The organism is Micromonospora zingiberis (genome assembly GCF_004331455.1).
GTDB classification, from domain to species: domain Bacteria; phylum Actinomycetota; class Actinomycetes; order Mycobacteriales; family Micromonosporaceae; genus Micromonospora; species Micromonospora zingiberis.
Genome location: NZ_SJJR01000010.1, coordinates 227,374 through 251,888, shown reverse-complemented (window position 1 = coordinate 251,888; position 24,515 = coordinate 227,374). Strand labels below are relative to the sequence as shown.

Genomic DNA, 24,515 nt, shown 5'->3' with positions numbered 1-24,515 from the left:
GCTTCCAATCCCCGCGCCCCGCGCCCCGCGCCCCGCGCCCCGCGCCCCGCGCCCCGCGCCCCGCGCCCCGCGCCCCGCGCCCCGCGCCCCGCGCCGACGATCATGCACTTTCCGTCCCGACGAAGGGTGCATAGGCCACGAATAGGCGACCAAAACTGCAAGATCGACGCGCAGAAGGGGTGGGGCGGGGGGTAGGGGTAGGGGTAGGGGTGGGTGGGTTAGTTGGGGGTGGGGAAAGGGAGGGCGGGGTCTGCGGGGTGGGTTTCCAGGCGGGAGATCCAGCCGGTGACGTCGCGGGCGACGTCCTGGGCGGTCAGGCCGAGGTCGGCGAGGATCTGGGCGCGGGAGCCGTGCGGGTGCCACTCGGCCGGTACGCCCAGGTCGCGCAGTGGTACCTGGACGCCGGCGTCGCGCATGGCCTGGGCGAGGGCGTCCCCGACGCCGCCCAGCCGGACGCCGTCCTCGACGGTGACCACCAGGCGGTGCCCGGCGGCCAGCTCGACCAGCTCGGCCGGGATCGGACGCACCCAGCGCGGGTCCACCACGGTGACCCCGTAGCCCTGCTCGGCGACCCGGGCGGCGACCTCCATGCCCAACTGGCCGAAGGCACCCACCGCGACCAGCAGCACGTCGGTACGCGCCGACTCGGCCAGCACGTCGACCGTGCCGACCCGGCGGACCGCGGGCAGGTCGGCGGCGACCGCGCCGGTCGGGTAGCGCAGCACGGTCGGGCCGTCGTCGACGGCGACCGCCTCGCGCAACTCCTCGCGCAGGGTTGCGGCGTCACGGGGGGCCGCCATCCGCAGGCCCGGCACCACCCCGAAGACCGACATGTCCCAGATGCCGTAGTGGCTCGGCCCGTCGGGGCCGGTGATGCCGGCCCGGTCCAACACGAAGGTGACCGGCAGCTTGTGCATCGCCACGTCCAGCAGAACCTGGTCGAAGGCCCGGTTGAGGAAGGTCGCGTAAACCGCCACCACCGGGTGCAGCCCACCGAGCGCCAGCCCGGCCGCGGAGGTGGCCGCGTGCTGCTCGGCGATGCCCACGTCGTAGGTACGCTCCGGGTACTTGCGGGCCAGCTTCGCGATGCCGGTCGGCTCGGCCATCGCGGCGGTGATGCCGACCACGTCGGGCCGCTCGTCGGCGATCGCGACCAGCTCGTCGCCGAAGACGTTCGTCCACTTCACTGACGGCGCGGCGGTGGCCTTGCCGGTGGCGACGTCGAAGGCGCCCGGCCCGTGGAAGCAGTCCGCCTCGTCCTCCTCGGCGGGGCGATAGCCGTAGCCCTTGCGGGTGACCGCGTGCACGATCACCGGGCCGCCGAAGTTCTTCGCCGCCCGCAGCGCCGCCTCGACCGCGGCCACGTCGTGCCCGTCGACCGGGCCGACGTACTTGATGCCGAGGTCCTCGAACATCGCCTGCGGGGCGACCGCGTCCTTGATGCCCTTCTTGACCGCGTGCAGCACCTCGTACATCGGCTTGCCGACCAGCGGGGTCGAGCCGAGGGCGTCCTTGACCGTGTCGAGGACCTTCTCGTAACCGGGGTTGAGCCGCAGGGTCGAGAGGTGGTCGGCGAGCCCGCCGATGGTCGGCGCGTACGAGCGGCCGTTGTCGTTGACCACGATGACGAGGGGGTTGCCGGCGGCGGCGATGTTGTTCAGCGCCTCCCAGCACATGCCACCGGTCAGCGCCCCGTCGCCGACCACGGCGACCACGCTGCGCGCCTCACCGCGCAGCGCGTACGCCTTGGCCAGCCCGTCGGCGTACGACAGGGCGGTGGAGGCGTGCGAGTTCTCGATGATGTCGTGGTCGCTCTCGGCCTGGTTGGGGTAGCCGGAGAGCCCGCCACGCTGGCGCAGCTGGTCGAAGCCGGCCTGCCGGCCAGTGACGATCTTGTGAACGTACGCCTGGTGACCGGTGTCGAAGAGCAGCCGGTCCCGGGGAGAGTCGAAGACCCGGTGCATGGCCAGGGTGAGTTCCACCACGCCCAGGTTGGGGCCGATGTGTCCACCGGTACGCGACACCTTGGCAACCAGGAAGTCACGAATCTCGGCGGCGAGGATGTCCAGTTCGGGGCCCGACATCCGCTTGACGTCTTGCGGTCCGTGCACCCTGGCCAGCAGTCGGCCCTGGTTGGCCGTGTCCTCATCAACACTCATGACCGCAGAGTCTATCGGCCCTCGCGCACTTCGCAGCCCGGTCACCGCACCGGGACAGCTGAGCGGGAGGTCAGCGCAGGGAAGGGCCCCTGCGTGACGCCTGCGGCAGGGAAGGGGCCCTTCCCAACATTCAGCTCGGCAGCAGCAGCCCGACCAGCTCCACGTGCTGGGTCATCGGAAACAGGTCGTATCCGCGCAGGGCCGCCAGCCGCCAGCCGAGATCGGTGAAGACCCGCAGGTCCCGGGCGAAGGCAGCCGGGTCGCAGGCCACGTACGCCACGGCCCGTGGCCCGGTGGCGACCAGGTCGCGCACCACCCGCGCTCCGGCACCCGATCGCGGCGGGTCGAGCACCACCACGTCGACCGGGCCGGTGATCCGGCGGCGATTCAGCGCCGTCTCCACCCGGGCCGCCACCACCTCCACCTGAGCGAGGTCACGCAGGTTCTCCCGGGCCGCCGCGACGCCGTCACCGGCCGCCTCGACCAGGGTCACCCGGCCGGTCTCACCGACCCGGTCGGCCAACGCGGCGGCGAACAGACCGGCACCCCCGTAGAGGTCCCAGGCCCGCTCCCCCGGCTGCGGAGCGGTCAGCTCCAGCACCGCGTCGACCAGGGTGTCCGCGGCGGCGGGATGGACCTGCCAGAACGACCCGGCGGGCAGAATCCACTCCCGGCCACCGGCCCGCTCCTGGACCCGCTCAGGGCCGCTGACCAGTCGGGTACGCCCCGCCGTCGAAGCGGTCACCGTCACGTCGCCGCCGGTGGAGGCGACCGCCTCCACCGCGTCGGCGTCCGGCCAACTGGTGCTGTGGGAGGTGAGCACCGGCAGCTCCTGGATGGCCGGGTGGGCGATCAGGCAACGGTCGACCGGCACCACCTCGTGCGAGCGGTGCTTGAGCAGCCCCGCCCGGCCCGCCGCGTCCACCGCGTAGCGGACCCGGGAACGCCAGCCGAGCGGGCCGCCGGGCAGCGCCTCGACCCGGACGTCCAGCGCGTCGCACCCGGCCTCGTCGAGGCCGCCGAGCCGGATCAACTGCTCGCGCACCACGCTGGTCTTCCAGCGCAGCTGGGCCTCCGGAGCGACGTGTTGCAGGTCGCAGCCACCACAGCGCCCCGGCCGGGCGTACGGGCAGGGTGGCTCGACCCGGTCCGGTGCGGCTTCCAGCACCCGTACCGCGTCGGCCCGCACGAAGGCCCGGTGTACCTCGGTGACCTCGGCCAGCACCCGCTCGCCGGGCAGCGCGTGCCGGACGAAGACCACCTGGCCGTCCACCCGGGCCACGCAGTGCCCGCCGGGGGCGACCGCCGCCACCGTCAACTCGACCTGCTCGGCCTCGGTCAGCCCACCGGCCGTGTCGGGCTCCTCCACCGGGAGGCTCACCTGGTTCACCGCGTCTCTCCGTTCGACTGTCGGCCCGGACCGGACGGCGCGGGATCCACCGGCGGGGCGCTCGGTGGGAGGGTGCTGCGGGGTACCGCCCGGGGACCCCGGGCCGGCCCCCGGCCCAACGTGGCGTCCATCCGGTCGAGGTTCTTGGTGGCGGTCGAGGCGAGTTGCCACGGCACGCTGGTGACCATCACACCCGGCTCGAACAACAGCCGGCCCTTCAGCCGCAGGGCGCTCTGGTTGTGCAACAGGTTCTCCCACCAGCGCCCGACAACGTACTCGGGGATGAAGACCGTGACCACGTCGCGCGGCGAGTCCCGGCGGACCCTGGACACGTAGTTCAGGATCGGGCGGGTGATCTCCCGGTACGGCGAGTCGATCACGGTCAGCGGAATCGGCACGTCCCGGCGTTCCCATTCGGTCTGCAACTGCCGGGTGTCGAGGTCGTCCACGTTCACGGTCACCGCGGTGAGCGTGTCCGGCCGGGTGGCCTGGGCGTACGCCACGGCCCGCAGGGTCGGCTGGTGCAGCTTGCTGACCAGCACGATCGCGTGGTTACGGGCCGGCAGCACCGGGCGGCCGTCGTCGGGGGCGAGTTCGATGGCGACCCGGTCGTAGTGCCGGCGGATGGCCAGCATCAGCAGGTAGATCACGCCCATCGCGACGATGGCGATCCAGGCGCCCAGCAGGAACTTGGTGATCAGCACGATGACCAGCACCGCGCCGGTCATCGCCATGCCGAAGGCGTTGATCGCCCGGGACCGGAGCATCCGCCGACGCACCTGCGGATCCCGCTCGGTACGCAGGTGCCGGTTCCAGTGCCGGATCATCCCGGCCTGGGAGAGGGTGAACGAGACGAAGACGCCAACGATGTAGAGCTGGATCAGTTTGGTCACCTCGGCCTGGAACCCGACGATCAGCACGATCGCGAAGGCGGCCAGGAAGAGGATGCCGTTGGAGAAGGCCAGCCGGTCGCCCCGGGTGTGCAGCTGCCGGGGCAGGTAGCGGTCCTGGGCGAGGATCGAGCCGAGGACCGGGAAGCCGGTGAAGGCCGTGTTGGCGGCCACGAACAGGATCGTGGCGGTCATCCCGACGACCACGAACAGCAGCACCGAGCCGGATCCGAAGATCGTCTCGCCGAGCTGCGCGGTGACGGTCTTCTGCACGTACCCATCGGGGCCGGAGACGATCTGGTGGCCCGGGTCCTCGACGAACTGCAACCCGGTGAGCCGGGCCAGCCAGACGATGCCGACCAGCATGGTGACCGCTACCAGGCCGAGCATCAGCAGGGTGGTCGCGGCGTTGCGGCTCTTGGGCGCCTTGAACGCGGGCACCCCGTTGGAGATCGCCTCCACGCCGGTGAGCGCGGCGCAGCCGGACGAGAAGCTGCGCAACAGCAGGAACGCCATGGCCCAGCCGGTGGTGTCGTGCCATTCGGCGGCGATCACGAGGTCGGCGCTGGGGGCGCGCAGGTCCTCGCCGAGCACCACGATCCGGACCAGCCCGGTGAGGATCATCCCGATGATGACGATCATGAAGCCGTAGGTGGGGATGGCGAAGGCGCTGCCCGCCTCCTTCAACCCGCGCAGGTTGACCGCGGTGAGCAGGACCACCGCGCTGACCGCGATCAGCACCTTGTGGGTGGCCACGAAGGGGATCACCGAGCCGAGGTTGGCCACCCCGGAGGAGACCGACACGGCGACCGTCAGCACGTAGTCGACCAGCAGCGCGCTGGCCACCCCGACGCCGGCGCGGGGGCCCAGGTTGACCGTGGCCACCTCGTAGTCGCCGCCGCCGGAGGGGTAGGCGTGCACGTTCTGCCGGTAGCTGGCCACCACGGTCAGCATCACCACGACGACCGCGAGCGCCACCCACGGCGAGAAGACGAAGGCCGAGGCACCCGCGATGGAGAGCATCAGCAGGATCTCGTCCGGTGCGTACGCGACGCTGGAGAGCGCGTCCGAGGCGAAGACGGGCAGGGCGATGCGCTTCGGCAGGAGGGTGTGCTTGAGCCGGTCGGACCGGAACGGTCGACCGACGAGCAGCCGCTTCAGCAGGGTTCGGGCCACGGTCGTCAAGCGTACGACCGTGCCCCGCACCCCCGTCGTCCCGGACCGTACCGAGGTCGGTGCGGGCGCCGAACGTGAGCGGAGTAGCGTCGGTCCCCGCCTGACGTCACGACGTGGCAGGCTCGCGGTGACGAGCGCACCTTGGGAGGGCGGCGTGCATATCGTGATCATGGGATGTGGCCGGGTCGGCTCGACCCTGGCCCACAGCCTGGAATCCCGAGGGCACTCGGTGGCGGTGATCGACCAGGATGCCGACGCGTTCCGCCGGCTGCGGCCCGAATTCGCCGGGACCACCGTCACCGGGGCCGGTTTCGACGGTGACGTGCTCCGCCAGGCCGGCATCGAACGGGCCGACGCCTTCGCCGCCGTCTCCAGCGGCGACAACTCCAACATCATCTCGGCCCGGCTGGCCCGGGAGACGTTCGGGGTGTCCCGGGTGGCGGCCCGCATCTACGACCAGCGCCGGGCCCAGGTCTACGAGCGGCTGGGCATCCCCACCGTGGCGACCGTGCGCTGGACCGCCGACCGCATGCTGCGGCACCTGCTGCCCGAGGGCAACGTGGAGATCTTCCGCGACCCGACCAGCACGGTGTCGATCATCGAGGTGCCGGTGCACAAGGACTGGATCGGGCACCGGGTGCACCGCCTGGAGCAGGCCACCGGGGCCCGGGTGGCCTACCTGATGCGCTTCGGCATCGGCACGCTGCCCACCGGCTCCAGCGTGGTGCAGGAGGGTGACCAGATCTTCATGCTGGTCACCGACGACATGGTGGCCACGGTCACCACGGTCGCGGCGGCGCCGGACGGAGGGCAGTGATCATGCGGGTCGCCATCGCCGGTGCGGGCAACGTGGGCCGCTCGATCGCCCAGGAGCTGATCGAGAACGGCCACCAGGTGATGCTGATCGAACGGCAGCCCCGGATGCTGCGGCCGGAACGGGTACCGGACGCACAGTGGGTGCTCGCCGACGCCTGCGAGCTGACCAGCCTGGAGGAGGCCGACCTGGCCGGCTGCGACGTGGTGGTCGCGGCCACCGGCGACGACAAGGCCAACCTGGTGGTCTCGCTGCTGGCCAAGACCGAGTTCGCGGTGCCCCGGGTGGTCGCCCGGATCAACCGGGCCGAGAACGAGTGGCTCTTCACCGAGCAGTGGGGCGTGGACGTCGCGGTCAGCAAGCCGCGCGTGATGGCCGCCCTGGTCGAGGAGGCCGTGACGGTGGGCGACCTGGTCCGGCTGATGACGTTCCGGCAGGGCGAGGCGAACCTGGTCGAGATCACGTTGCCGCCGACCGCGCCGCACGTCGGGCAGCCGCTGCGTTCGGTGCCGCTGCCGCGCGACGCCGCGCTGGTGGCGATCCTGCGCGGCAAGCGGGTGCTGGTGCCCAGCCCGGACGACCCGATCGAGGCGGGCGATGAGTTGATCTTCGTCTGCACGGCCGAGGTGGAGGACGCGGTCCGCGCGGTGGTGCTCGGTCCGGACAGCGTCGAGCGCACCCGCGAGTCACGCTGAACGCCGGTGCCGGGCGGCACCGGCCAGGGTGATCGGCCGGTCAGCCGCCGGGCAGCGGCGTCGGCTCGGATTCCCGGGTGACCCGGCGTACCGTCCACACCGTGATCAACAACAGCAGGACGTACGGCGGGTAACCCAACGCCAGGCGGGCCACCCCGAGCGCGGTGTCCTGCTCGGCGAGGTAGAGCGCACCCTGCACGCCGACCTTGGCCAGCCAGACCACACCCCACAGCACGGTCAGCCCGGTGAAGGTCCGGACCAGTTTCGGGTCGTCGCGCCACGCCGAGCTGCCCTTGGCCACCAACACCGACCAGAGCCAGCCGACCAGCGGCTGGCGGATCACCGCGGAGAGCAGCAGGGCCAGCCCGTAGCCGATGCCGTAGAGGATGCCGGGTAGGTAGAAGTCACGGGCCTCGCCGGTACGCCAGGCAATGGCGGCACCGATGGCGATGCCGAACAGCCCGTTGACGGCGTGCCGCACCGGCCGGCGCTGGGCCAGCCGCAACGCACCGATGAGCACTGCCACGCCGACCGAGGCGATCACCGCCGGCCGCAACTCGCCGAGGATGTTGACGACCACGAAGACCACCACCGGGATGCTGGACTCCACCAGCCCCCGCCAGCCGCCGAGTTGGTCGGCCATCTGCTCGGCGACGGTGGGCAGGCGCTCCTCGTCGGCCGGCCCGGTGTCCGGTTGGGTGCCCGGATGCTGTCCGGTGGTCATCGCCCGCCTCTCCGAAACCGTCGGGGCTGTCGCGCCCGGGATTCCGGACAGTCTCTCATCCGCCCGGCCCGCAGCTTCACGTCGATGGCTCCAACTCGTAGTACGGGTTGTAGATCACCTTACGGTCGTCCCGCAGCGCGACCCGCCCCCGCGCGGTCAGGTGCCGCCCCGGCTCGATGCCGATGATGTGCCGCCGGCCGAGCCAGACCAACGTGACGACGTCACTGCCGTCGTAGAGGTCCGCCTCCAGCGCCGGCTGGTTGGTCCGCGGCGTGTAGACGACGGTACGCAGCCGCCCGGCGACCGAGACCACCTGCCCTCGGGCGCACTGCGTCACCGGCACACCGCCGCACCGGGCGCTCTCCTGCCGCAGTTGCTGGGCCTCGATCTCGGCCTCGCTCGCGGTGAGCCGGTGCAGCATCCGCCGCAGCGAACCCCGACCCTCGTCGGTGGTCATGACCTCCGCGTCACCCTCTCCACACCGGCCGGCTGACGCCGGCGCCCCGCCGCTGCGACGACTTCGGAACGGCTCCCGCCAGCGTACGCCCCAGGCAGGGCCGTCCCGATGTTCGCGAGGTGCGGCCGGACGCGGCGGGGAGCCGCCCCGGCGGCGCCGACGCGCGGCCCGGGAATTCCCCGTACGCCGCTGCCCCAGCACGCCGGGGGCGGCGCGGTGGCCGCCTGACCGGCCCGCCTCAGCGTGCGCCGGGAGCCGGCGCGGCATCCGCCGGGCTGGCCTGGTCACCGGCCTGATCGGCCTGATCGGCCGCCTCGCGCGGCAGCCGCAGCGGCAACGGCTCACGTACCGGCTTGGCCTCCAGCCCGCGATCCACGACCAGCCCGTCCAGGCACTGGGCCAGCGGCCCGGCCGCCGTCGGGGTGCTCGCGGCCTCGCCCTGGTACACCGCGCGGACCATCCAGCGCGGCCCGTCGACGCCGACGAACCGCAGATCGGTCAGGCCGTCCTCGGTCCGCACCCGGGCACGCAACTCGGTGCCGTACTCGCCGACGACCTCCTGCGCGGCGGCGCCGTCGTTGAACAGCGACTGGCGGATCTCCTCGCGCACCTCGTCCCAGATTCCCTCGCTACGCGGCGCGGCGAAAACGCCGAGTTGCAGGGCGCTCTGCCCGTGCACCAGGACGACCTGCTGGATCACGCCCTGCTGGTCGGCCTGCACCCGCACCTCGACGTCGGGCACCGCCGGGATCTGCAAGCTGCCCAGGTCGAGTCGCTGCACCCCAGCGGGTGCCTCGGTGACGTCGTACGGCCCACGTGCCGGCTCGACCGAGGCCGCCTCGGCGGTCTCGGCCACCTCGACGGTCCGCTCGTCTCGGGCGTGCCGTCCCGTGGCCCGCTTCCGGGAGAAGATCACTGCGTCCACCCTCCGCTGTTCGCACTCACCGTGCCATCTCTTCCGTCCGCGCCGTCGGTCGCCGGCGGCGGTACGAGACCGGCGTGCCCGCCGGTCGACCCGTGCCCGCCGCTACCCCGTCCGGACGCGGGCAGCTCGGCCACCGGCTGGAAGGCCGCCCGTTCCACCCGTTGCACAACGAGTTGTGCGATCCGGTCGCCCCGGGAGATCTTCACTGGCACCGCCCGATCATGGTTGATCAGGTTGACCAGGATCTCACCCCGGTAGCCGGCGTCGACCGTACCGGGCGCGTTGAGCACCGTCACGCCGAGTCTGGCCGCTAGCCCCGATCGGGGGTGGACCAGGCCCACGTATCCCTCGGGCAGCGCGAGCGCCACGCCGGTCGGCACCAGCGCCCGACCGCCGGGCGGCAACTCGACGTCGGTGGCCGCCACCAGATCGGCACCGGCGTCACCGGGATGGGTGTACGCCGGCAGCGGCAGCTCGGGGTCGAGCTGCCGAACCGGCACGGGCACCACGTCGGTCACGGTTCCCCTCTTTCGTCTGTCGTGCTGGGGTGACCCTGCCATCCTGCCCGGTACCCCGGCGGTTGGGCGCCGTACCCTGGCACGAGTGAGCGCGTCACCGTCCCGTACCCCCACCACGGCTGCCCCGGCGTACGCCGAACGGCTCCGCCTGCCCTGGTGGCTGTGGCTCGCCGGGCTGGCCTCCGCCGCCCTGCTCGCCCTGGAGGTGTGGATGGGCGGGGACGGCGTACGAGCCTGGCTGCCGTTCGCGGTGCTGCTGCCGGCCACGGTCGCCGGCCTGGCCTGGCTGGGTCGGATCAGGATCGCGGTGACCGACGGCGAACTACGGGTCGACGACGCTCGACTGCCGGCGCACTTCGTCGCCGATGTCATCGCGCTGGACGCCGACGGACGCCGTGAGGTGCTCGGCGTCGGGGCGGACCCGCTGGCCTTCGTCGTCCAACGGCCGTGGGTCTCCGGCGCGGTTCAGGTGGTTCTCGACGATCCGGCCGACCCCACCCCGTTCTGGGTGGTCAGCACCCGCCACCCGGTCGAGCTGGCCGAGGCGCTGCTGGCGGCCCGCGACGCCGCCCGCTGACCATCCCACCGGCTGCTCGACCGACCCGGGCTGCCGTACGTCGGCCGGCGATCAGGCTCCGGGCAGCGCGGGCGGAGGGCCGGGCAGGGTGGGCGGCGGTACGCCGGGCAGGGAGCGCCGCTGCCGGCGCAGGTCGGTACGAAGCTGGTCGGCCAGGGTACGGGTGGCCCGCCGGTTCAGGTAGCTCGCCACCGCGGCACCGGTGAGCAGCGGCCCCAGCGTGGTCAGGTTCCGGCCGAAGCGCTTGAGCAGGGTGTCCCGCAACTCACGGCGGGCGGCCGTGCCGAGCACGGCACCCACGCCCACGCCGGGCATCATCGGGTTGACCCCACGCTGGCTGGCCCAGGCCTGCACCAGCGCGACGGCGCGCTGCGTACCGCTGGCCGGCAGCGGCGCCCGGTAGACCTCGTGCAGTTCCCCGGTCAGCTTCAGCTCGATGGCCACCACGGCGACCGTCTCGGCCGCGAGCAGCACCGGCGCGGAGAGCAGGCTCGGTGTGACGGTCCACTGGACCGCGGAGGCCCCTCCACCGGCCGCACCGACACCCGCGGTCGCCCGGGAGGCGTTGCGCACCAGCCGGTCGGCCAGCGCCTCGTCGTCCAGACCGGGGAAGTGCCGGCGCAGGGTGGCCAGGTCACGGATCGGCACGTGTGGGGCGATCTCGGCGACCAGGTCGACCATCCAGCGCAGCGCCGTCTTCGGTTTGAACAGGCCGCCCACCCCACGGGCCCGGGCCTGCCGGACCAGTCGACCGAGCAACTGGCGGCGCTTGGCGGGCTCGATCTCGTCGGCGGTCAGCGCGGCGATCGTCGTACCCAGTTCACCGTCGCCGGCGCCCTGGTCGCCGTCAGCGCTTCGCTCGCTCATGCCGGCACTCCGTTCCGCGCCACCAGGTGGCGCCACCGCACCGCGCCGATGGTTCGCTCGCTCACTGCCCGACCTCCCGGCTGCACGACCGCCGGCACGGCGGCCATGCCTCCCGAGTCAATCAGGTCGGCCGGCGCGGCGCTCGCCGAGCCGGGCAGCGGCGGCTCCCCGTGGAAGCCGCCGCTGTACGTGGTGTCGTACGGTCGGTCAGACGCACTCTCGGCAGATCAGTTCGCCGTTACGCTCGACCGCCAGTTGGCTGCGGTGGTGCACCAGGAAGCAGCGAGCACAGCGGAACTCGTCCTGCTGCATCGGCAGCACCTTGACCGTGAGCTCCTCGTCGGCCAGGTCAGCGCCGGGCAACTCGAAGCTCTCGGCCACTTCTGCCTCGTCGACGTCCACGGCGCCCGACTGCGAGTCGACGCGCCGGGCCTTGAGCTCTTCCAGGCTGTCCTCGCCGAGGTCGACCTCGTCGCGGCGCGGGGCGTCGTAGTCGGTGGCCATCGGTTTCACTCTCCCATTTCGATGTTGTCGCTTCCGGTTGTAACGCCGGACGACGCTGTTTCGGTTCCGCTGGCCGGCCACCGCTAGTGTCGGCCACCCGACCCGACGACCGCTCGGGCCAGTCCGCCGGAGATTCTCCCGACGAGCGCGGAACCCTACCCCCCCTTTGGGCGAGGCATGTATACCGCCCTTGTGGCTGAGATGTACGCCCCTGCACGGGAAGTTGTTCCCAATGTGACTCAGGCGACACGAAGATAGGGGTAGTACTACCCGGTTCTGGGATGGCGCGCCGGCATGTCGGACTGTTTCCACGCGACGGTCGGACAACGGCTAACCTCAGCGGCGTACCAGACGGCCGGCGGGACTCACCCGACCGTCGGCGGCCGCCGCCACCCTTCACTGCCCGGGAGCGCCCTGATGAGCTTTGCGCGAGTGCGAGCACTCGTAATCGTCGGCATGCTGGCGGTGACCGCCCTGGTCTTCGTCGTGGTCGCCATGGTCCGGGACACCCAGAGTAACGCCGGAGCCGCCGAAGGTTGTCCCGAAGGCTGGCCGCACGCCGACGTCACCCTCCGCGACCACAAAGACGTCAAGATCCGGGTGTTCAACGGCACCGACCGTCCCGGGCTGGCCGCCAGTGTCGGCGACGACTTCCGTAACCGCGACTTCCAGGTGGAAAAGGAAGGGAACGAGAAGAAGCAGATCGACGGCGTGGCGGTGCTCCGCTACGGCCCGAAGGGCGTCGGCTCCGCCCACCTGCTGCGGGCGTACTTCCTGGGCGCCGCCGCGCTGGAGTACAAGGCCGACCGCCCGGACGACATCGTCGACGTGGTACTCGGCAACAACTTCCAGCAGTTGGCCACCACCACCGAGGTCAACCAGTCCATCGGTGACCTCGGCGCCCCGGTCGCCCCGCCGGGCTCCTGCCCGATGCCGGTCGACAACTGACCCGGGCCACCCGGCCACTCGAATCCCGTGACCTGGACTATCCGACCGACCGGACGGACCGAACTGGCCGGACAACCGGTCGGATCGCTGATCGTCCGGCCGGTTGGCCTCCGCCGGATGGCGCCGGGCCGGGACCCGCTCGACCCGGTGCCGGGCCGGGGCCCGCTCGACCCGGCGCTCGACGGTGTGGCGAACCACAGGACCAGGTCCACCCGCCCGCAAGATGGCCATGACGTCGGCGGGACGGTCGGCGACGGCGACCGCCGGGCGCGATCAGGGGCCGCCGGCGGCGTCCAACTCGACCAGGCGGTCGTGCAGCGGGGTGAAGAGTGCCGGCGGCGCGGCGATGACCATGTCCGGCCCCGGCGCCCGGCCGCCGAGGCCGCCGACCCGCAGCCCGGCCTCGGCGGCGACCAGCGCCCCGGCCGCCTGGTCCCAGGCGGCCAGCCCCTTCTCGTAGTAGGCGTCGGCCCGGCCCTCGGCCACCAGGCAGAGGTCGACGGCGGCCGCACCGAGCCGACGGATGTCCCGTACCTGCGGAATCAGCTCGGCCACCACCCGGGCCTGGTGGACGCGGCGGGCCGGGTCGTAGCCGAACCCGGTGATCACCAACGTCTGACCGAGGTCGGTCTCGGCGGAGCACCGCAACCGCCGGCCGTCGCGCCAGGCACCTCCGCCGACGGTGGCGGTCCACTCCTCGCCGGTGTGGATGTTGCGCACCACGCCGGCCACCACCTCGCCGTCGACCTCGGCGGCGATGGACACCGCGGAATGCGCCAGCCCGTACAGGTAGTTGACGGTGCCGTCGATGGGATCCACGATCCACCGCACGTGGGCCGGCGCGGCACTGTCGGGTTCCGCCGCGCCGTACTCCTCGCCGAGTACGGCGTCGTCCGGCCGCAGCTGCCGCAGCGCGTCGCTGATCTGGCGCTCGACGGCCCGATCCGCCGCGGTCACCACGTCGGTGACGGTGCTCTTGGTCGCGGTGACGGAGACACCCTCGGCCCGCATTCGGTAGGCGGTGGTGGCGGCGTTCCGGGCCACCTCAATCGCGATCTCCAACAGTTCCGGTGCCGCCGGGCGATCCATCATTCGTCCCCTTTCCGCACGGCCGGGCATCCGGGTCGCACGCGGGTATCATCCTTACAAAGTCCACAAGCGCACCGATTCGGCGGTCCCGACCGCCGATCAGCCGTGCGGCGCAGGATGATCGCCGCAGACGGCGTTACAATTCACCCCTGCCCACGCGCCACGGACGGCCGAACGACCGGTCGACCCGGGACACGGGGGTTCCTCAACCACATCGCCCGGCACGGTGTACCACGCTGCGTCGGACGATCCGGCCGTGCTCGCTCTTCGCCTCCGGAAGGTCATTCGTGACAGAACCCCGCCAGACCGGCGCCGACGTTCGCTCGCTCACCGACACCCTGATCGCCCACGCGCAGAGCGCTGGCGGCCAGCTCACGTCGGCCCAGCTCGCGCGCACCGTCGAGTCCGCCGAGGTGACTCCGGCCCAGGCCAAGAAGATCCTGCGGGCGCTCTCCGAGGCCGGAGTGACCGTGGTGGTCGACGGCTCGGCCAGCACCCGCCGCCGGGTCGCCGCCGCCCGCTCCGCGACCCCGGCGTCGCGTGCCACCACCGCCAAGACCACCAAGAAGGCGGCGGCCCCCGCCCCGAAGCAGGCGCCCGCGGCCGAAGAGGCCACCGCGCCGGCGCCCCGGAAGGCGACCTCGCGCAAGGCCGCCGACACCACCGCCGAGGTGGCCGCCAAGGCTGCCGTGCCGGCCAAGAAGTCCACCCGCGCCACCAAGGCGACGGTGGCCGCCGCGAGCGCGGCGAAGCCCACCAAGGCGGCCGGCAAGGCCACCAAGGGAGAGGGCGCCGAGGGCGACGTCGACCCCGAGGAACTCGCCGCCGAGATCGAGGACGTGGTGGTCGAGGAGCCGGCCGAGCTGACCCAGGCCGCCGAGGCCGACGCGGCGAGCTCGGCCACCGACAACGACTTCGAGTGGGACGACGAGGAGTCCGAGGCGCTCAAGCAGGCGCGCCGGGACGCCGAGCTGACCGCCTCGGCCGACTCCGTCCGGGCGTACCTCAAGCAGATCGGCAAGGTTCCGCTGCTCAACGCGGAGCAGGAGGTCGAGCTGGCCAAGCGGATCGAGGCCGGGCTCTACGCCGCCGAGCGGCTGCGCGCGGCCGACGAGGGCGAGGAGAAGCTCGTCCGCGAGATGCAGCGCGACCTGCTCTGGATCTCCCGCGACGGCGAACGCGCCAAGAACCACCTGCTGGAGGCCAACCTCCGGCTGGTCGTCTCGCTCGCCAAGCGGTACACCGGCCGTGGCATGGCCTTCCTCGACCTGATCCAGGAAGGCAACCTCGGCCTCATCCGCGCCGTCGAAAAATTCGACTACACCAAGGGCTACAAGTTCTCCACCTACGCCACCTGGTGGATCCGCCAAGCCATCACCCGCGCCATGGCCGACCAGGCCCGCACCATCCGCATCCCGGTACACATGGTCGAGGTGATCAACAAGCTGGGCCGGATCCAGCGCGAGCTGCTCCAGGACCTGGGCCGTGAGCCCACCCCGGAGGAACTGGCCAAGGAGATGGACATCACACCGGAGAAGGTGCTGGAGATCCAGCAGTACGCCCGGGAGCCCATCTCACTCGACCAGACCATCGGCGACGAGGGCGACAGTCAGCTCGGTGACTTCATCGAGGACTCGGAGGCCGTCGTGGCGGTCGACGCGGTCTCCTTCTCGCTGCTGCAGGACCAGCTCCAGCAGGTGCTCCAGACGTTGTCCGAGCGTGAGGCGGGTGTGGTACGCCTGCGTTTCGGCCTGACCGACGGCCAACCACGCACGCTGGACGAGATCGGTCAGGTCTACGGCGTGACCCGCGAACGCATCCGGCAGATCGAATCCAAGACCATGTCCAAGCTGCGACACCCGTCGCGTTCCCAGGTGCTCCGCGACTACCTCGACTGATCAGCAACCGTCAACCGATCGTGTCGTTTTGGTCACCTGGTGTCAACGCCGGATGGTGATCAGGTGGTTGCACGAATGTGATCGTTGACGTGGCACCCTGGGTGCACGGCACACTGTCGGTGCCATGTGTGACCTCGGTCCCCCGCGGGCACACAGGGAAGGCGAGGCCCGACAAGGGTGTTGCACGATAGGTGACCAAGACCGAAGAGAGTGTTCATCGGTGACGACCAGAGGAGGAAGGCGATGACCCCGACCCTCACGCCGCCGCCCGAGACGGTGAGCCCCCCGGCCGCCGATGAACGGTGCGACCGCTGCAATGCCGCCGGCAAGCTCCGGATCACCCTCGCGGGTGGCAGTGAGCTGGTGTTCTGTGGACACCACGCCAACAAGTACGCCGAAGATCTCGTGAAGATCACCGTGCGGTACGCGACGGACCCCGAGTTCACCTGGCGCGGCGCCGACCTGATTGCCAACTGAGATCCACAACCCGACATAAGCCGGCCGGAGACGTCCCAGACGTCTCCGGCCGCTTTTCACACCCCCACCCCAAACCCCACCCCCACCCCACCTCGCCCACCCCACCCACCGTCCCCGCCCCGCCCCACCCCGCCCCGCCCCGTTGATCAAGAAGTTTGCGTCACGACACCCGGGTGGGCCCGACGCAAACTTCTTGATCAACCGTGGGAGCGAGGCGTGCGGCGTACGTCCCGGGGCCTGCGGGGCTCGGGGGTGCGCGGCCCTCGGGGCACAGGGCTGGGCGCGCGGGAACTGGGCGCGCAACGCCGGAGGCGTGAGTGCCGGGGCACAGGGCTGGGCGCGCAAACGCCGGAGGCGTGAGAGGCGGGGCACAGGGCTGGGGGCGTGAAGGCCGGGCGCACGGACGCGCGAGGGCCGGCGGCGTGAGGCTGGGCGCGTGAGGGCCGGGCGCGCGAACGCCGGAGGCGTGAGGGCCGGGCGCGTGGGGGTGGAGGGCGCGGTGGGGTGGGTGGGGGTTAGAGGGTTTGGACGGTGGCTATGCGTTCTTCTAGTTGTTCGATGGTGGCTTGAGCGCTGGGAGGGCCGCCGCAGAGTCGGCGCAGTTCGGCGTGGATCTTTCCGTGGGGTTGCCCGGTGCGGTGGTGGCGCGCCGCCACCAGGGCGTTGAGCTGGCGGCGCAGCGCCACCCGACGCTGGGCGGCGCTCATCGGTGCCGGTGGGGCCGTCGTCGCAGCCGGCTCCGGCTGCCGGTCGGCGGCACGGCGGCGCCGGGCGGCCAACTGCTCGGCCTGCCGCTTGGACAGCAGCGCCGCGACCTGCTCGGAGGTGAGCAGTCCGGGTAGGCCCAGGTATTCCTCCTCCTCCGGCGTGCCCGCCTGGGCCGCCGTACCGAACGAGGCACCGTCGAAGATCACCTGGTCCAGCTCGGCGGTGGCGGACAGCGCGGCGAAGCGCTTCTCCAGTTCGCCGCTGGCCTGTTCGTCGCGCTGGGCCCGCTCCAGCAGGTCGTCGTCGAAGCCCTCCCGGTCCTTCGGCTTGCCGAGCACATGGTCCCGCTCGGTCTCCATCTCGCTGGCCAGCCCGAGCAGGTGCGGCACGCTGGGCAGGAAGACCGACGCCGTCTCCCCCGGCCGGCGGGCCCGGACGAACCGACCGATGGCCTGGGCGAAGTACAGCGGGGTGCTGGCGCTGGTCGCGTAGACCCCGACGGCCAGTCGGGGGATGTCCACGCCCTCGGAGACCATCCGCACCGCGACCAGCCAGCGTTGTTCGGAGGCCGCGAACGTCGCGATCCGGGCCGAAGCGCCCACGTCGTCGGAGAGCACCACGGCGGCCTTCTCCCCGGTGACCTGCTCGATGAGCTTGGCGTACGACCGGGCGGCCTGCTGGTCGGTGGCGATGACCAGGCCACCGGCGTCGGGCATGCCCGCCTCTCGGAGTACGCCGAGTCGGGCGTCGGCGGCGCGCAGCACCTGCGGCATCCAGTCGCCGGCCGGGTCCAGGGCGGTACGCCACGCCTGGGCGACGAGATCCTGTGTCATCGGCTCGCCCAGCCGGGCCGCCAGCTCCTCACCGGCGTTGGTGCGCCACCGGGTCTCCCCGGAGTACGCCAGGAACAGCACGGGCCGCACCACGCCGTCGCGCAGCGCGTCGGAGTAGCCGTAGACCGAGTCGGCCCGCGAACGCAGCAGGCCGTCGTCGCCGCGTTCGTAGCTGACGAACGGGATCGGGTTGTCGTCCGAGCGGAACGGGGTACCGGTCAACATCAGCCGGCGTACGGCGGGCTCGAAGGCGGCCTTCACCCCGTCGCCCCAGGTACGAGAGTCGCCCGCGTGGTGGATCTCGTCCAGGATGACCAGGGTCCGCCGGGTCATGGTGCGCCGCCGGTGCACCTGGGGAGCCATCCCGACCTGCGCGTAGGTGACCACCGCGCCGTGGAAGTCGGCCGAGGAGTGCAGGTCGGCGTTGCGGAACGCGGCGTCGAGTTGGATGCCGACCCTGGCTGCCGCGTCCGCCCACTGGGTCTTCAGATGCTCGGTCGGAGCGACCACGGTGACCGCCTCGACGGTGCCGTCGGCGAGCAACTCGGCGGCGATGCGCAGGGCGAAGGTGGTCTTGCCGGCGCCGGGCGTGGCGACCGCGGTGAAATCCTCGCCACGGCGGCGCAGGTACTCCACCAACGCCTTGCGCTGCCAGGCGCGCAGGGGCGGAAACGTCTCGAGCGCCGGCGTCCGGGCTGCCACGCGTTGGCTCCTCTCCGATACGCACGATGGCCCGGCCGCAGGCCGGCGAACCGGGCCGAGGGGCACGGTAACCGCCCCATGAAAACGCCTCCGCGCACGACAGCCGCGAAGGCCGACTCAGCATAACCAGCGGCCGCCCCCGCCCCCACTCGACGCCACACCGTTCGCCGGCGTGCCCTTCGCCACTACCGACCCGACCCGACCCGACGCCGCCCACACCCCCGCGCAGATACCAGCGCTTCGCGCCGCCCACCCAACCCTCCGCCTTGTTGATCAAGAAGTTTGCGTCACGAAACCCAGGTGCGGCCGACGCAAACTTCTTGATCACCGGGGCGGAGGGGGGTAGGGAGGGGGCCGGGAAGGGCTGGGAGGGGTGGTTACTTGGTGGGGGTGGTGGGGTGTGGTGGGTGCAGCGTTGGGACCGGCGCTGACCAACGCCGCCGCAGGGCCACCAGGCGTACGCCGAAGACCAGCAGCACCGCTGCGGTGAGCGGGAGCGGTCCGGTGTGCCCCAGGACGTACAGGAGAACCACCAGGATCGAGCCGGCGAGGGCCGCGACGGCGTAGATCTCCCGACGTAGGACGATCGGAATCTCGCCGGTCAGCAGGTCCCGGCCGAGCCCGCCGCCGATCGCGGTGATCATGCCGATCAGGCAGGCACCGACCGGCGGCACCTGGGCGTCGAGGGCCTTGAGGGTGCCGGAGACGGTGAACAGGCCGAGCCCGGCCGCGTCCAACACCAGCACGGTGGTACGCAGCCGGGCGAACTGCGGATGCAGCCAGAAGATCGCCCCGGCGGTCACCGCGGCGGTGGTCGCGTACCGCCAGTCGGCGAACGCCAGCGGCGGGACCTCGCCGATCACCAGGTCCCGGACGATCCCACCGCCGAGGGCGGCGACGAAACCGACGAAGACGACGCCGAACAGGTCGAGCCGCTTGGCCACCGCTGCGGAGGCACCCGAGGCGGCAAAGACCGCGACCCCGGCCAGGTCGGCCAGGAGCAGGGCGGTGGAGGTGGTCACCGCCGCAGGTTACGCGGCCGGTGCAGGCTCACTCGGAGTACGAGTCGTAGATCTCCTTGCACTTCGGGCAGACCGGCGAACCCGGTTTGGGGGTCTTCGTCACCGGGAATGTCTCCCCGCACAGCGCCACGACGAAAGTGCCCATGACGGCACTTTCGGCAATCTTTTCTTTCCGGACGTAGTGGAACATCTCCGGACCGGTGTCGGCGTCCTTCAGTTCCGGACGCTCAAGGACCTGTGTACTCACGTCTGCACCTCCAACCGACAAGTCTGGCAGGTCACCGTGGCCCGGTCCACCTGAGGTGGTCAGGGCGGCGGCAGTACGGTGGGCGACTGTGACCAACTTTCATCTTCGCTACGGCACCGAGGTGGCCGAAGCGCTGCGTGAGCGCCGTCCCGTGGTCGCCCTGGAGAGCACCATCGTCTCGCACGGGCTACCCCGACCGGACAATCTGACGGTGGCCCGCCAGATCGAACAGGCTGTCCGCGACGCGGGGGCGGTGCCGGCGACCATCGGCATGGTCGCCGGTGAGCTGGTGGTGGGCCTCACCGACGCCGAGCTGACCCGGTTGGCGACCACGGACGGCGTGGCCAAACTCTCCGTACGCGATCTCGCGGTGGCCGCCGCGACCGGCGCGGACGGCGCCACCACCGTGGCCGCGACCAGTGCGGTGGCCGCTGCCGCCGGGATCAGGGTCTTCGCCACCGGAGGTCTGGGCGGGGTGCACCGCGAGGCGGCGCAGACCTTCGACGAGTCGGCCGACCTGGTCGCCCTGGCCGCCACGCCGATCGCCGTGGTGTGTGCCGGAGTCAAGTCGATCCTCGACGTCGGGGCCACGCTGGAACGCCTGGAGACGCTCGGGGTGACGGTCGTCGGCTACCGCACCCACCGGTTCCCGGGCTTCTTCATCACCGATGGCGGCTTCGACCTGGACTGGTCGGTCGACTCGCCGGAGCTGATCGCCGACGTGCTGGCCGCCCGCGAGCGGCACGGCGTCCAACACGGCGGCCTGGTCGTCGCGAATCCACTGCCCGCCGACGAGCAACTCGACCCGGAACTGCACGACCGTACGCTCGCCGAAGGGCTGGCCCGACTGGAGCGCGACGGGGTCACCGGCAAGGCCGTGACGCCGTATCTGCTGGCCCACTTCCACTCGGCCACCGAAGGCGCGAGCCTGGCGGTCAACGTCCGGATCATCCTGCGCAACGCCGACCTCGCCGCCCGGATCGCGGTCGCCGCCGCCACCCGCCAGCCCGACGCGGCACCATGAGCGCGAGGAGTGAGCCGGTTTTGCGAGCCGCGCAGCCGCGAACCCGGGCGCAGGGGTGAGCGGGCGGGTTGCGGCGCGCGACATCGGGGCATCCGACGGTGGCGTACCGGCCGGCCGCGGGCGACTCGTCGTGGTCGGTGACGTGATCACGGACGTGGTGGCGGTGCTGGCCGGGCCGCTCGCGCCCGGCTCGGACACGGCGGCGGCGATCCAGTTCACCGGGGGCGGTCAGGCCGCCAACACCGCCTCCTGGCTCGCCGCGCAGGGCGTACCGGTGACCCTGGTCGGCGCGGTCGGGGACGATGCCGCGGGGCGGGACCGGGTGTCGGAGCTGACCGCCGCCGGTGTCGACTGCGCGGTGGCCCGGATCGCCGGTTGTGCCACCGGCACGGTGATCGTGCTGGCCGTCGGCGACGAACGCACCATGGTCACCGAACGTGGGGCCAACGTTCGGCTGCGTCCCGAGCATGTCGACGCGGCGCTGGCGCAGGCGCCGGACGCGACCCATCTGCATTTGTCCGGGTACGCCCTGCTGGACGCCGACTCCCGCCCGGCCGGGCTGCGTGCGCTGGCCGCTGCCCGCGAGCGGGGTCTGACCACCAGCGTCGACGCGGCCTCGGCGGCACCGCTGCGGGCGGCCGGGGCGGCGGCCTTCCTGTCCTGGGTACGCGACGTCGACCTGCTGCTGGTGAACACCGACGAGGCGGCCGTACTGGCTGGCGGGCTCGATCCGGTGGCCCAGGGGCGGGCGCTGGTCGCGTCGGCCCGGCGGGTGGTGGTGAAGCAGGGCGCGGCCGGCGCGACGTGGGTGGACCGGACGGCCACCATCGCCGCTACGCCGGCCCGCCGGGTGGCGGTGATCGACGTGACCGGAGCGGGCGATGCCTTCGCCGCCGGGCTGCTGGCCGCGTGGTTGGCCGGGGCGCCGCCGTCTGCCGCCCTGGACCGGGCTGCCGGTCTCGGCGGCGCGGCGGTCTCCCAGGTCGGCGCCCGCCCGGCCGGCTGAGTCAGCCGGCGGTCAGGGCTCGGCGTCGATGACCTTGTGGGGCCGCTCCTCGGCGGTGAGGCTCATCGGCGCGGCCTCGGCCGGCGGCTCGGAGCGGAAGCGGTTGGCGAGCCGGTGCTGTTCCTTCGGCGGGCGGTCGTTGGCCAGCAGCACGGCCAGCCAGGGGATGAGCACCATGCCCAGCGCGACCAGGGGCAGCCAGAGCCAGAGCAGGGGTGCTCGGGCGCCGACCAGGATCGCGCCGACGATCACGCACGCGACCCGGACGCCCATCATCATGATGTACCGCCGTTGGCGGGTGGTCAGTTGGTCGTCCTGGCTACGCGAGGCGTCGGTGATGAGGATCGGTCGGTACGCCTGACGCTTCACCCTGTACCTCCTCGGGAATCGTCCCCATCCTGTCACCGCGACCGGCCGAACGACGAGCTTCGTCGACCCGAAGCCCGTGTTACGTACGTGGTACGCTCTCGGCGTGGGCAGCAGGTTCAGCTTCACCGACGAGGCGTTGGCCAACCTGCGGGTCTACGACGTCACCCCGGGGGAAGTCTGGGCGGCGCTGCACAGCAGCCGGCGGGTCATCCGTCACCTCGGCGACGACGTGATGGTGGTGTACGCCACCACCGCGCACGGCCGCCGGATCGCCGTGCTGCTGGCCGAGGCCGACGGGGCAGACAACGACTGGGACGTCCTGTCCGCCCGCGAGTTGAGTGACGTCGAGGCCAAGCGCTACGACGAGGCCGTACGGAGATCTTCGGAGACCAGGAGGCGGTGACGATGGACCGTCACGACGCGACCAAGCAGTTCCACAGCGGCGGCGAGCGGCTCGCCGAGTTGATCGACGAGAACCCACCCGTGGAACTACCCGTCCCGGACACCGACACCCCGATGGTCAGCCGCTCGGTCCGGCTGCCGCTGGAGACGTACGAGCGGGTCCGGGCGGCGGCCGACGCCCGGGGCATCGGGGTGACCACCCTGATGCGGCAGTGGATCGAGGCCGGCCTCGCCGACCTGGACGACTCGGCCACCGTCTCGCTGGCCGACGTCCGGCGGGCCATCGCCTCGCTGGCCCAGCCGACCGCCGCCTGACGACCCACCCGGGCCAGGTCAGGCGCCGGCGGCCTTCGCCTTCGCCGCCGCCTTCATCTGCTGCTTGTACTCGCGGACCAGGCGCAGCGACTCCGCGTCGGTGACGTCCGCGACGGACCGGTGGACGTCCGCGTCGCCGTAACCGCCCGCCGCCTCCCGCCACCCGGGTGGCTGCACCCCGAACCGCTTGCCGAGCAGGGCGAGGAAGATCTGCGCCTTCTGCCGACCGAACCCGGGCAGGGCGGCGATCCGGGCGAGCAGCTCCCGGCCGTCCGCCGGGTCGGCCCAGAGCCGGGCCGCGTCGCCGTCGTAGTGCTCGACCAGCGCCCGGCACACCTCCTGCACCCGGGCCGCCATCGCCTTGGGGAAGCGGTGCAGGGCCGGCGGCTGGGCGAAGAGCGCCACCAGGGCCTCCGGGTCGTACCCGGCGAGTTCCCGGGCGTCCAGGTCGTGGCCGAGCCGCTGGGTCAGCACGTACGGCGAGGAGAAGGCCTTCTCCATCGACACCTGTTGGTCCAGGACCATCCCGGTCAGCAGGGCCAGCGGACTGTGCAGTAGCAGCTGGTTGGCCGCCGGGTCGATGGGCAACGCGAGCGTCATGGGTTCCATCCTGCCCCTTTCCGGTGGACGGACGTGATCCGGCACGCATTCCGATTCTCAGGTGAGGTTAGGCTGTGCTAACTTCGCTCGGTCGCCCTGACCGGGAGGAAGGAAACACGTGCTAGTCACTCGCCGTACCACCACTGCGCTGCTCGCCGCCAGCCTGCTCACCTTCGGCTTGGCCGCCTGCGGGTCCGGCGGAGACGACGCCACCGACCCCGGCAAGCCGGACGACAAGCAGATCACCGTCTACAGCGGGCGCAACGAGCAGCTGGTCAAGCCGCTGCTGGACAAGTTCACCGAGCAGACCGGCATCACCGTGAAGCCGCGCTACGCGAGCACCGCCCAGCTCGCCGCCCAACTGGTCGAGGAGGGCGACAAGTCCCCGGCCGACGTGTTCTTCGCCCAGGACGCCGGTGCGCTGGGCACCGTCGCCAAGCGCGGCATGTTCAGCACGCTGTCCGAGGCGACCACCGCGAAGGTGCCCGACACCTACCGGGCCGGCAACGGCCAGTGGGTCGGCGTGAGCGCCCGGGCGCGGGTGCTGGCGTACAACCCGGATCTGATCGCGGCCGACCAACTGCCGAAGTCGGTGTTCGACCTGACCGGCCCGCAGTGGAAGGGCAAGGTGGGCGTGGCGCCGACCAACGCCTCGTTCCAGGCGTTCGTCACCGCCATCCGGGTGCAGCACGGCGACGCCAAGGCCGAGGAGTTCCTGGCCGGGCTGAAGGCCAACGACCCGCAGATCCGCGACGGCAACGTCAAGATCGTCGAGGACGTCAACAGCGGCCTGGTTCCGGTCGGCCTGGTCAACCACTACTACCTCGGCGAGGTCGCCAAGGAGCAGGGCACCACCCCGGACGGGCTAAAGGTCAAGCTGCACTTCTTCCCCGGCGGTGACACCGGCGCCCTGGTCAACGTGGCCGGTGTCGGTGTGCTCAACCGTGCCGCCGCCGACCCGGACGTGCAGAAGTTCGTGGACTTCCTGCTCGACACCGAGGCCCAGACGTACTTCGCCGAGCAGACCTTCGAGTACCCGGTGGTGGCCGGCGTGCACGGTCCCGCGTACGTGCCGCCGCTGGCCGACCTGGCGGTGCCGCAGATCGACCTGAACGACCTGGACACCCTGGACGCCACGGTGACCACGATCAAGAACTCGGGGCTGGTCCCCTGACCGCT

The 24,515-nt window shown here is 71.9% G+C and carries 26 protein-coding genes; 11 read left to right on the top strand and 15 right to left on the bottom strand.

Annotated elements, in window-relative coordinates; translation table 11 throughout:
• Positions 1-218 precede the first annotated feature (218 nt).
• The 3 genes from dxs to E0H26_RS17130 all read right to left on the bottom strand — a co-directional run bounded on the left by dxs (position 219) and on the right by E0H26_RS17130 (position 5,624).
• Positions 219-2,159: a 1-deoxy-D-xylulose-5-phosphate synthase gene (dxs, locus tag E0H26_RS17140; RefSeq protein ID WP_131304640.1), complete on the bottom strand. Its 1,941-nt coding sequence runs from the start codon at positions 2,157-2,159 to the stop codon at positions 219-221.
• Between the two features lie 130 nt (positions 2,160-2,289).
• The gene (locus tag E0H26_RS17135; protein ID WP_240742222.1) at positions 2,290-3,549 is read right to left on the bottom strand and encodes a class I SAM-dependent RNA methyltransferase; all 1,260 of its coding nucleotides are present in this window, start codon (positions 3,547-3,549) and stop codon (positions 2,290-2,292) included.
• Complete coding sequence (locus tag E0H26_RS17130) at positions 3,546-5,624, bottom strand: APC family permease (protein ID WP_420812856.1); 2,079 nt, start codon at positions 5,622-5,624, stop codon at positions 3,546-3,548. The genes E0H26_RS17135 and E0H26_RS17130 overlap by 4 nt, the downstream gene beginning before the upstream one ends.
• Positions 5,625-5,769: 145 nt before the next feature.
• Between E0H26_RS17130 and E0H26_RS17125 the strand changes: the two genes are divergently transcribed.
• Both E0H26_RS17125 and E0H26_RS17120 read left to right on the top strand, forming a co-directional pair.
• The gene (locus E0H26_RS17125) at positions 5,770-6,432 is read left to right on the top strand and encodes a potassium channel family protein (RefSeq protein ID WP_131304638.1); all 663 of its coding nucleotides are present in this window, start codon (positions 5,770-5,772) and stop codon (positions 6,430-6,432) included.
• A gap of 2 nt (positions 6,433-6,434) precedes the next feature.
• Entirely contained in the window at positions 6,435-7,124 is a 690-nt protein-coding gene (locus E0H26_RS17120) for a potassium channel family protein (RefSeq protein WP_206025187.1), read from the top strand.
• Positions 7,125-7,164: 40 nt separating this feature from the next.
• On the opposite strand, the gene E0H26_RS17115 is transcribed toward E0H26_RS17120, so the two are convergent.
• The 4 genes from E0H26_RS17115 to dut form a co-directional block, all read right to left on the bottom strand.
• Entirely contained in the window at positions 7,165-7,848 is a 684-nt protein-coding gene (locus E0H26_RS17115) for a DUF3159 domain-containing protein (RefSeq protein ID WP_131304636.1), read from the bottom strand.
• Between the two features lie 76 nt (positions 7,849-7,924).
• A complete protein-coding gene (locus E0H26_RS17110) occupies positions 7,925-8,305 on the bottom strand; it encodes an OB-fold nucleic acid binding domain-containing protein (RefSeq protein WP_131304635.1) in 381 nt (126 codons plus the stop codon).
• A gap of 238 nt (positions 8,306-8,543) precedes the next feature.
• Positions 8,544-9,221 carry a DUF3710 domain-containing protein gene (locus E0H26_RS17105; protein WP_131304634.1) on the bottom strand — a complete coding sequence of 226 codons (678 nt, stop codon included), beginning with the start codon at positions 9,219-9,221 and terminating at the stop codon, positions 8,544-8,546.
• Positions 9,218-9,748 carry a dUTP diphosphatase gene (gene dut, locus E0H26_RS17100; protein WP_206025185.1) on the bottom strand — a complete coding sequence of 177 codons (531 nt, stop codon included), beginning with the start codon at positions 9,746-9,748 and terminating at the stop codon, positions 9,218-9,220. Before dut ends, E0H26_RS17105 begins: the two co-directional genes overlap by 4 nt.
• A gap of 85 nt (positions 9,749-9,833) precedes the next feature.
• Here dut and E0H26_RS17095 point away from each other — a divergent pair, with 85 nt between their 5' ends.
• Positions 9,834-10,325 (top strand): DUF3093 domain-containing protein, encoded by a 492-nt coding sequence (locus tag E0H26_RS17095; RefSeq protein WP_131304632.1) that lies wholly within the window; start codon positions 9,834-9,836, stop codon positions 10,323-10,325.
• Positions 10,326-10,376: 51 nt separating this feature from the next.
• Here E0H26_RS17095 and E0H26_RS17090 read toward each other — a convergent pair whose 3' ends face one another.
• Both E0H26_RS17090 and E0H26_RS17085 read right to left on the bottom strand, forming a co-directional pair.
• Complete coding sequence (locus E0H26_RS17090) at positions 10,377-11,192, bottom strand: hypothetical protein (protein ID WP_131304631.1); 816 nt, start codon at positions 11,190-11,192, stop codon at positions 10,377-10,379.
• 207 nt (positions 11,193-11,399) lie between these two features.
• Positions 11,400-11,696 (bottom strand): DUF4193 domain-containing protein, encoded by a 297-nt coding sequence (locus tag E0H26_RS17085; protein ID WP_007075406.1) that lies wholly within the window; start codon positions 11,694-11,696, stop codon positions 11,400-11,402.
• Between the two features lie 432 nt (positions 11,697-12,128).
• Here E0H26_RS17085 and E0H26_RS17080 point away from each other — a divergent pair, with 432 nt between their 5' ends.
• Complete coding sequence (locus E0H26_RS17080) at positions 12,129-12,644, top strand: LytR C-terminal domain-containing protein (protein ID WP_206025182.1); 516 nt, start codon at positions 12,129-12,131, stop codon at positions 12,642-12,644.
• 273 nt (positions 12,645-12,917) lie between these two features.
• Here E0H26_RS17080 and E0H26_RS17075 read toward each other — a convergent pair whose 3' ends face one another.
• Positions 12,918-13,736, bottom strand: a complete 819-nt coding sequence (locus E0H26_RS17075) for an inositol monophosphatase family protein (RefSeq protein WP_131304629.1) — start codon at positions 13,734-13,736, stop codon at positions 12,918-12,920.
• A 284-nt stretch (positions 13,737-14,020) separates the two neighbouring features.
• On the opposite strand from E0H26_RS17075, the gene E0H26_RS17070 reads away from it, so the two are divergent.
• On the top strand, positions 14,021-15,631 hold the full coding sequence (locus tag E0H26_RS17070; protein ID WP_131304628.1) for an RNA polymerase sigma factor: 1,611 nt from the start codon (positions 14,021-14,023) through the stop codon (positions 15,629-15,631).
• Between the two features lie 243 nt (positions 15,632-15,874).
• Positions 15,875-16,108 carry a DUF7455 domain-containing protein gene (locus tag E0H26_RS17065; protein ID WP_131304627.1) on the top strand — a complete coding sequence of 78 codons (234 nt, stop codon included), beginning with the start codon at positions 15,875-15,877 and terminating at the stop codon, positions 16,106-16,108.
• 515 nt (positions 16,109-16,623) lie between these two features.
• On the opposite strand, the gene E0H26_RS17060 is transcribed toward E0H26_RS17065, so the two are convergent.
• The 3 genes from E0H26_RS17060 to E0H26_RS17050 all read right to left on the bottom strand — a co-directional run bounded on the left by E0H26_RS17060 (position 16,624) and on the right by E0H26_RS17050 (position 19,620).
• Entirely contained in the window at positions 16,624-18,351 is a 1,728-nt protein-coding gene (locus E0H26_RS17060; protein WP_131304626.1) for a DEAD/DEAH box helicase, read from the bottom strand.
• A 377-nt stretch (positions 18,352-18,728) separates the two neighbouring features.
• Positions 18,729-19,373: a trimeric intracellular cation channel family protein gene (locus tag E0H26_RS17055; RefSeq protein WP_131304625.1), complete on the bottom strand. Its 645-nt coding sequence runs from the start codon at positions 19,371-19,373 to the stop codon at positions 18,729-18,731.
• A 28-nt stretch (positions 19,374-19,401) separates the two neighbouring features.
• The gene (locus E0H26_RS17050) at positions 19,402-19,620 is read right to left on the bottom strand and encodes a DUF3039 domain-containing protein (RefSeq protein WP_131304624.1); all 219 of its coding nucleotides are present in this window, start codon (positions 19,618-19,620) and stop codon (positions 19,402-19,404) included.
• A gap of 88 nt (positions 19,621-19,708) precedes the next feature.
• Between E0H26_RS17050 and E0H26_RS17045 the strand changes: the two genes are divergently transcribed.
• The gene (locus tag E0H26_RS17045; RefSeq protein WP_131304623.1) at positions 19,709-20,644 is read left to right on the top strand and encodes a pseudouridine-5'-phosphate glycosidase; all 936 of its coding nucleotides are present in this window, start codon (positions 19,709-19,711) and stop codon (positions 20,642-20,644) included.
• Positions 20,645-20,726: 82 nt separating this feature from the next.
• The gene (locus E0H26_RS17040) at positions 20,727-21,650 is read left to right on the top strand and encodes a carbohydrate kinase family protein (RefSeq protein WP_131304697.1); all 924 of its coding nucleotides are present in this window, start codon (positions 20,727-20,729) and stop codon (positions 21,648-21,650) included.
• 12 nt (positions 21,651-21,662) lie between these two features.
• On the opposite strand, the gene E0H26_RS17035 is transcribed toward E0H26_RS17040, so the two are convergent.
• The gene (locus E0H26_RS17035; protein ID WP_131304622.1) at positions 21,663-22,019 is read right to left on the bottom strand and encodes a DUF3099 domain-containing protein; all 357 of its coding nucleotides are present in this window, start codon (positions 22,017-22,019) and stop codon (positions 21,663-21,665) included.
• 103 nt (positions 22,020-22,122) lie between these two features.
• Here E0H26_RS17035 and E0H26_RS17030 point away from each other — a divergent pair, with 103 nt between their 5' ends.
• Together E0H26_RS17030 and E0H26_RS17025 are read left to right on the top strand one after the other, a co-directional pair.
• A complete protein-coding gene (locus E0H26_RS17030) occupies positions 22,123-22,422 on the top strand; it encodes a hypothetical protein (RefSeq protein ID WP_240742221.1) in 300 nt (99 codons plus the stop codon).
• 2 nt (positions 22,423-22,424) lie between these two features.
• Positions 22,425-22,736, top strand: a complete 312-nt coding sequence (locus E0H26_RS17025) for a hypothetical protein (RefSeq protein ID WP_131304620.1) — start codon at positions 22,425-22,427, stop codon at positions 22,734-22,736.
• Between the two features lie 18 nt (positions 22,737-22,754).
• On the opposite strand, the gene E0H26_RS17020 is transcribed toward E0H26_RS17025, so the two are convergent.
• Entirely contained in the window at positions 22,755-23,336 is a 582-nt protein-coding gene (locus E0H26_RS17020; RefSeq protein WP_240742220.1) for an HhH-GPD-type base excision DNA repair protein, read from the bottom strand.
• Positions 23,337-23,454: 118 nt separating this feature from the next.
• On the opposite strand from E0H26_RS17020, the gene E0H26_RS17015 reads away from it, so the two are divergent.
• Positions 23,455-24,510: an iron ABC transporter substrate-binding protein gene (locus E0H26_RS17015; protein ID WP_131304618.1), complete on the top strand. Its 1,056-nt coding sequence runs from the start codon at positions 23,455-23,457 to the stop codon at positions 24,508-24,510.
• Positions 24,511-24,515: the final 5 nt, after the last annotated feature.

Coding starts and splice junctions, on each gene's coding strand:
- E0H26_RS17110 (WP_131304635.1), bottom strand. CDS start 8,305: ATGACCACCGACGAGGGTCGGGGTTCGCTGCGGCGGATGCTGCACCGG.
- E0H26_RS17085 (WP_007075406.1), bottom strand. CDS start 11,696: ATGGCCACCGACTACGACGCCCCGCGCCGCGACGAGGTCGACCTCGGC.
- E0H26_RS17025 (WP_131304620.1), top strand. CDS start 22,425: ATGGACCGTCACGACGCGACCAAGCAGTTCCACAGCGGCGGCGAGCGG.
- E0H26_RS17090 (WP_131304631.1), bottom strand. CDS start 11,192: ATGAGCGAGCGAAGCGCTGACGGCGACCAGGGCGCCGGCGACGGTGAA.
- E0H26_RS17020 (WP_240742220.1), bottom strand. CDS start 23,336: ATGACGCTCGCGTTGCCCATCGACCCGGCGGCCAACCAGCTGCTACTG.
- E0H26_RS17065 (WP_131304627.1), top strand. CDS start 15,875: ATGACCCCGACCCTCACGCCGCCGCCCGAGACGGTGAGCCCCCCGGCC.
- E0H26_RS17120 (WP_206025187.1), top strand. CDS start 6,435: ATGCGGGTCGCCATCGCCGGTGCGGGCAACGTGGGCCGCTCGATCGCC.
- E0H26_RS17075 (WP_131304629.1), bottom strand. CDS start 13,736: ATGATGGATCGCCCGGCGGCACCGGAACTGTTGGAGATCGCGATTGAG.
- dxs (WP_131304640.1), bottom strand. CDS start 2,159: ATGAGTGTTGATGAGGACACGGCCAACCAGGGCCGACTGCTGGCCAGG.
- E0H26_RS17115 (WP_131304636.1), bottom strand. CDS start 7,848: ATGACCACCGGACAGCATCCGGGCACCCAACCGGACACCGGGCCGGCC.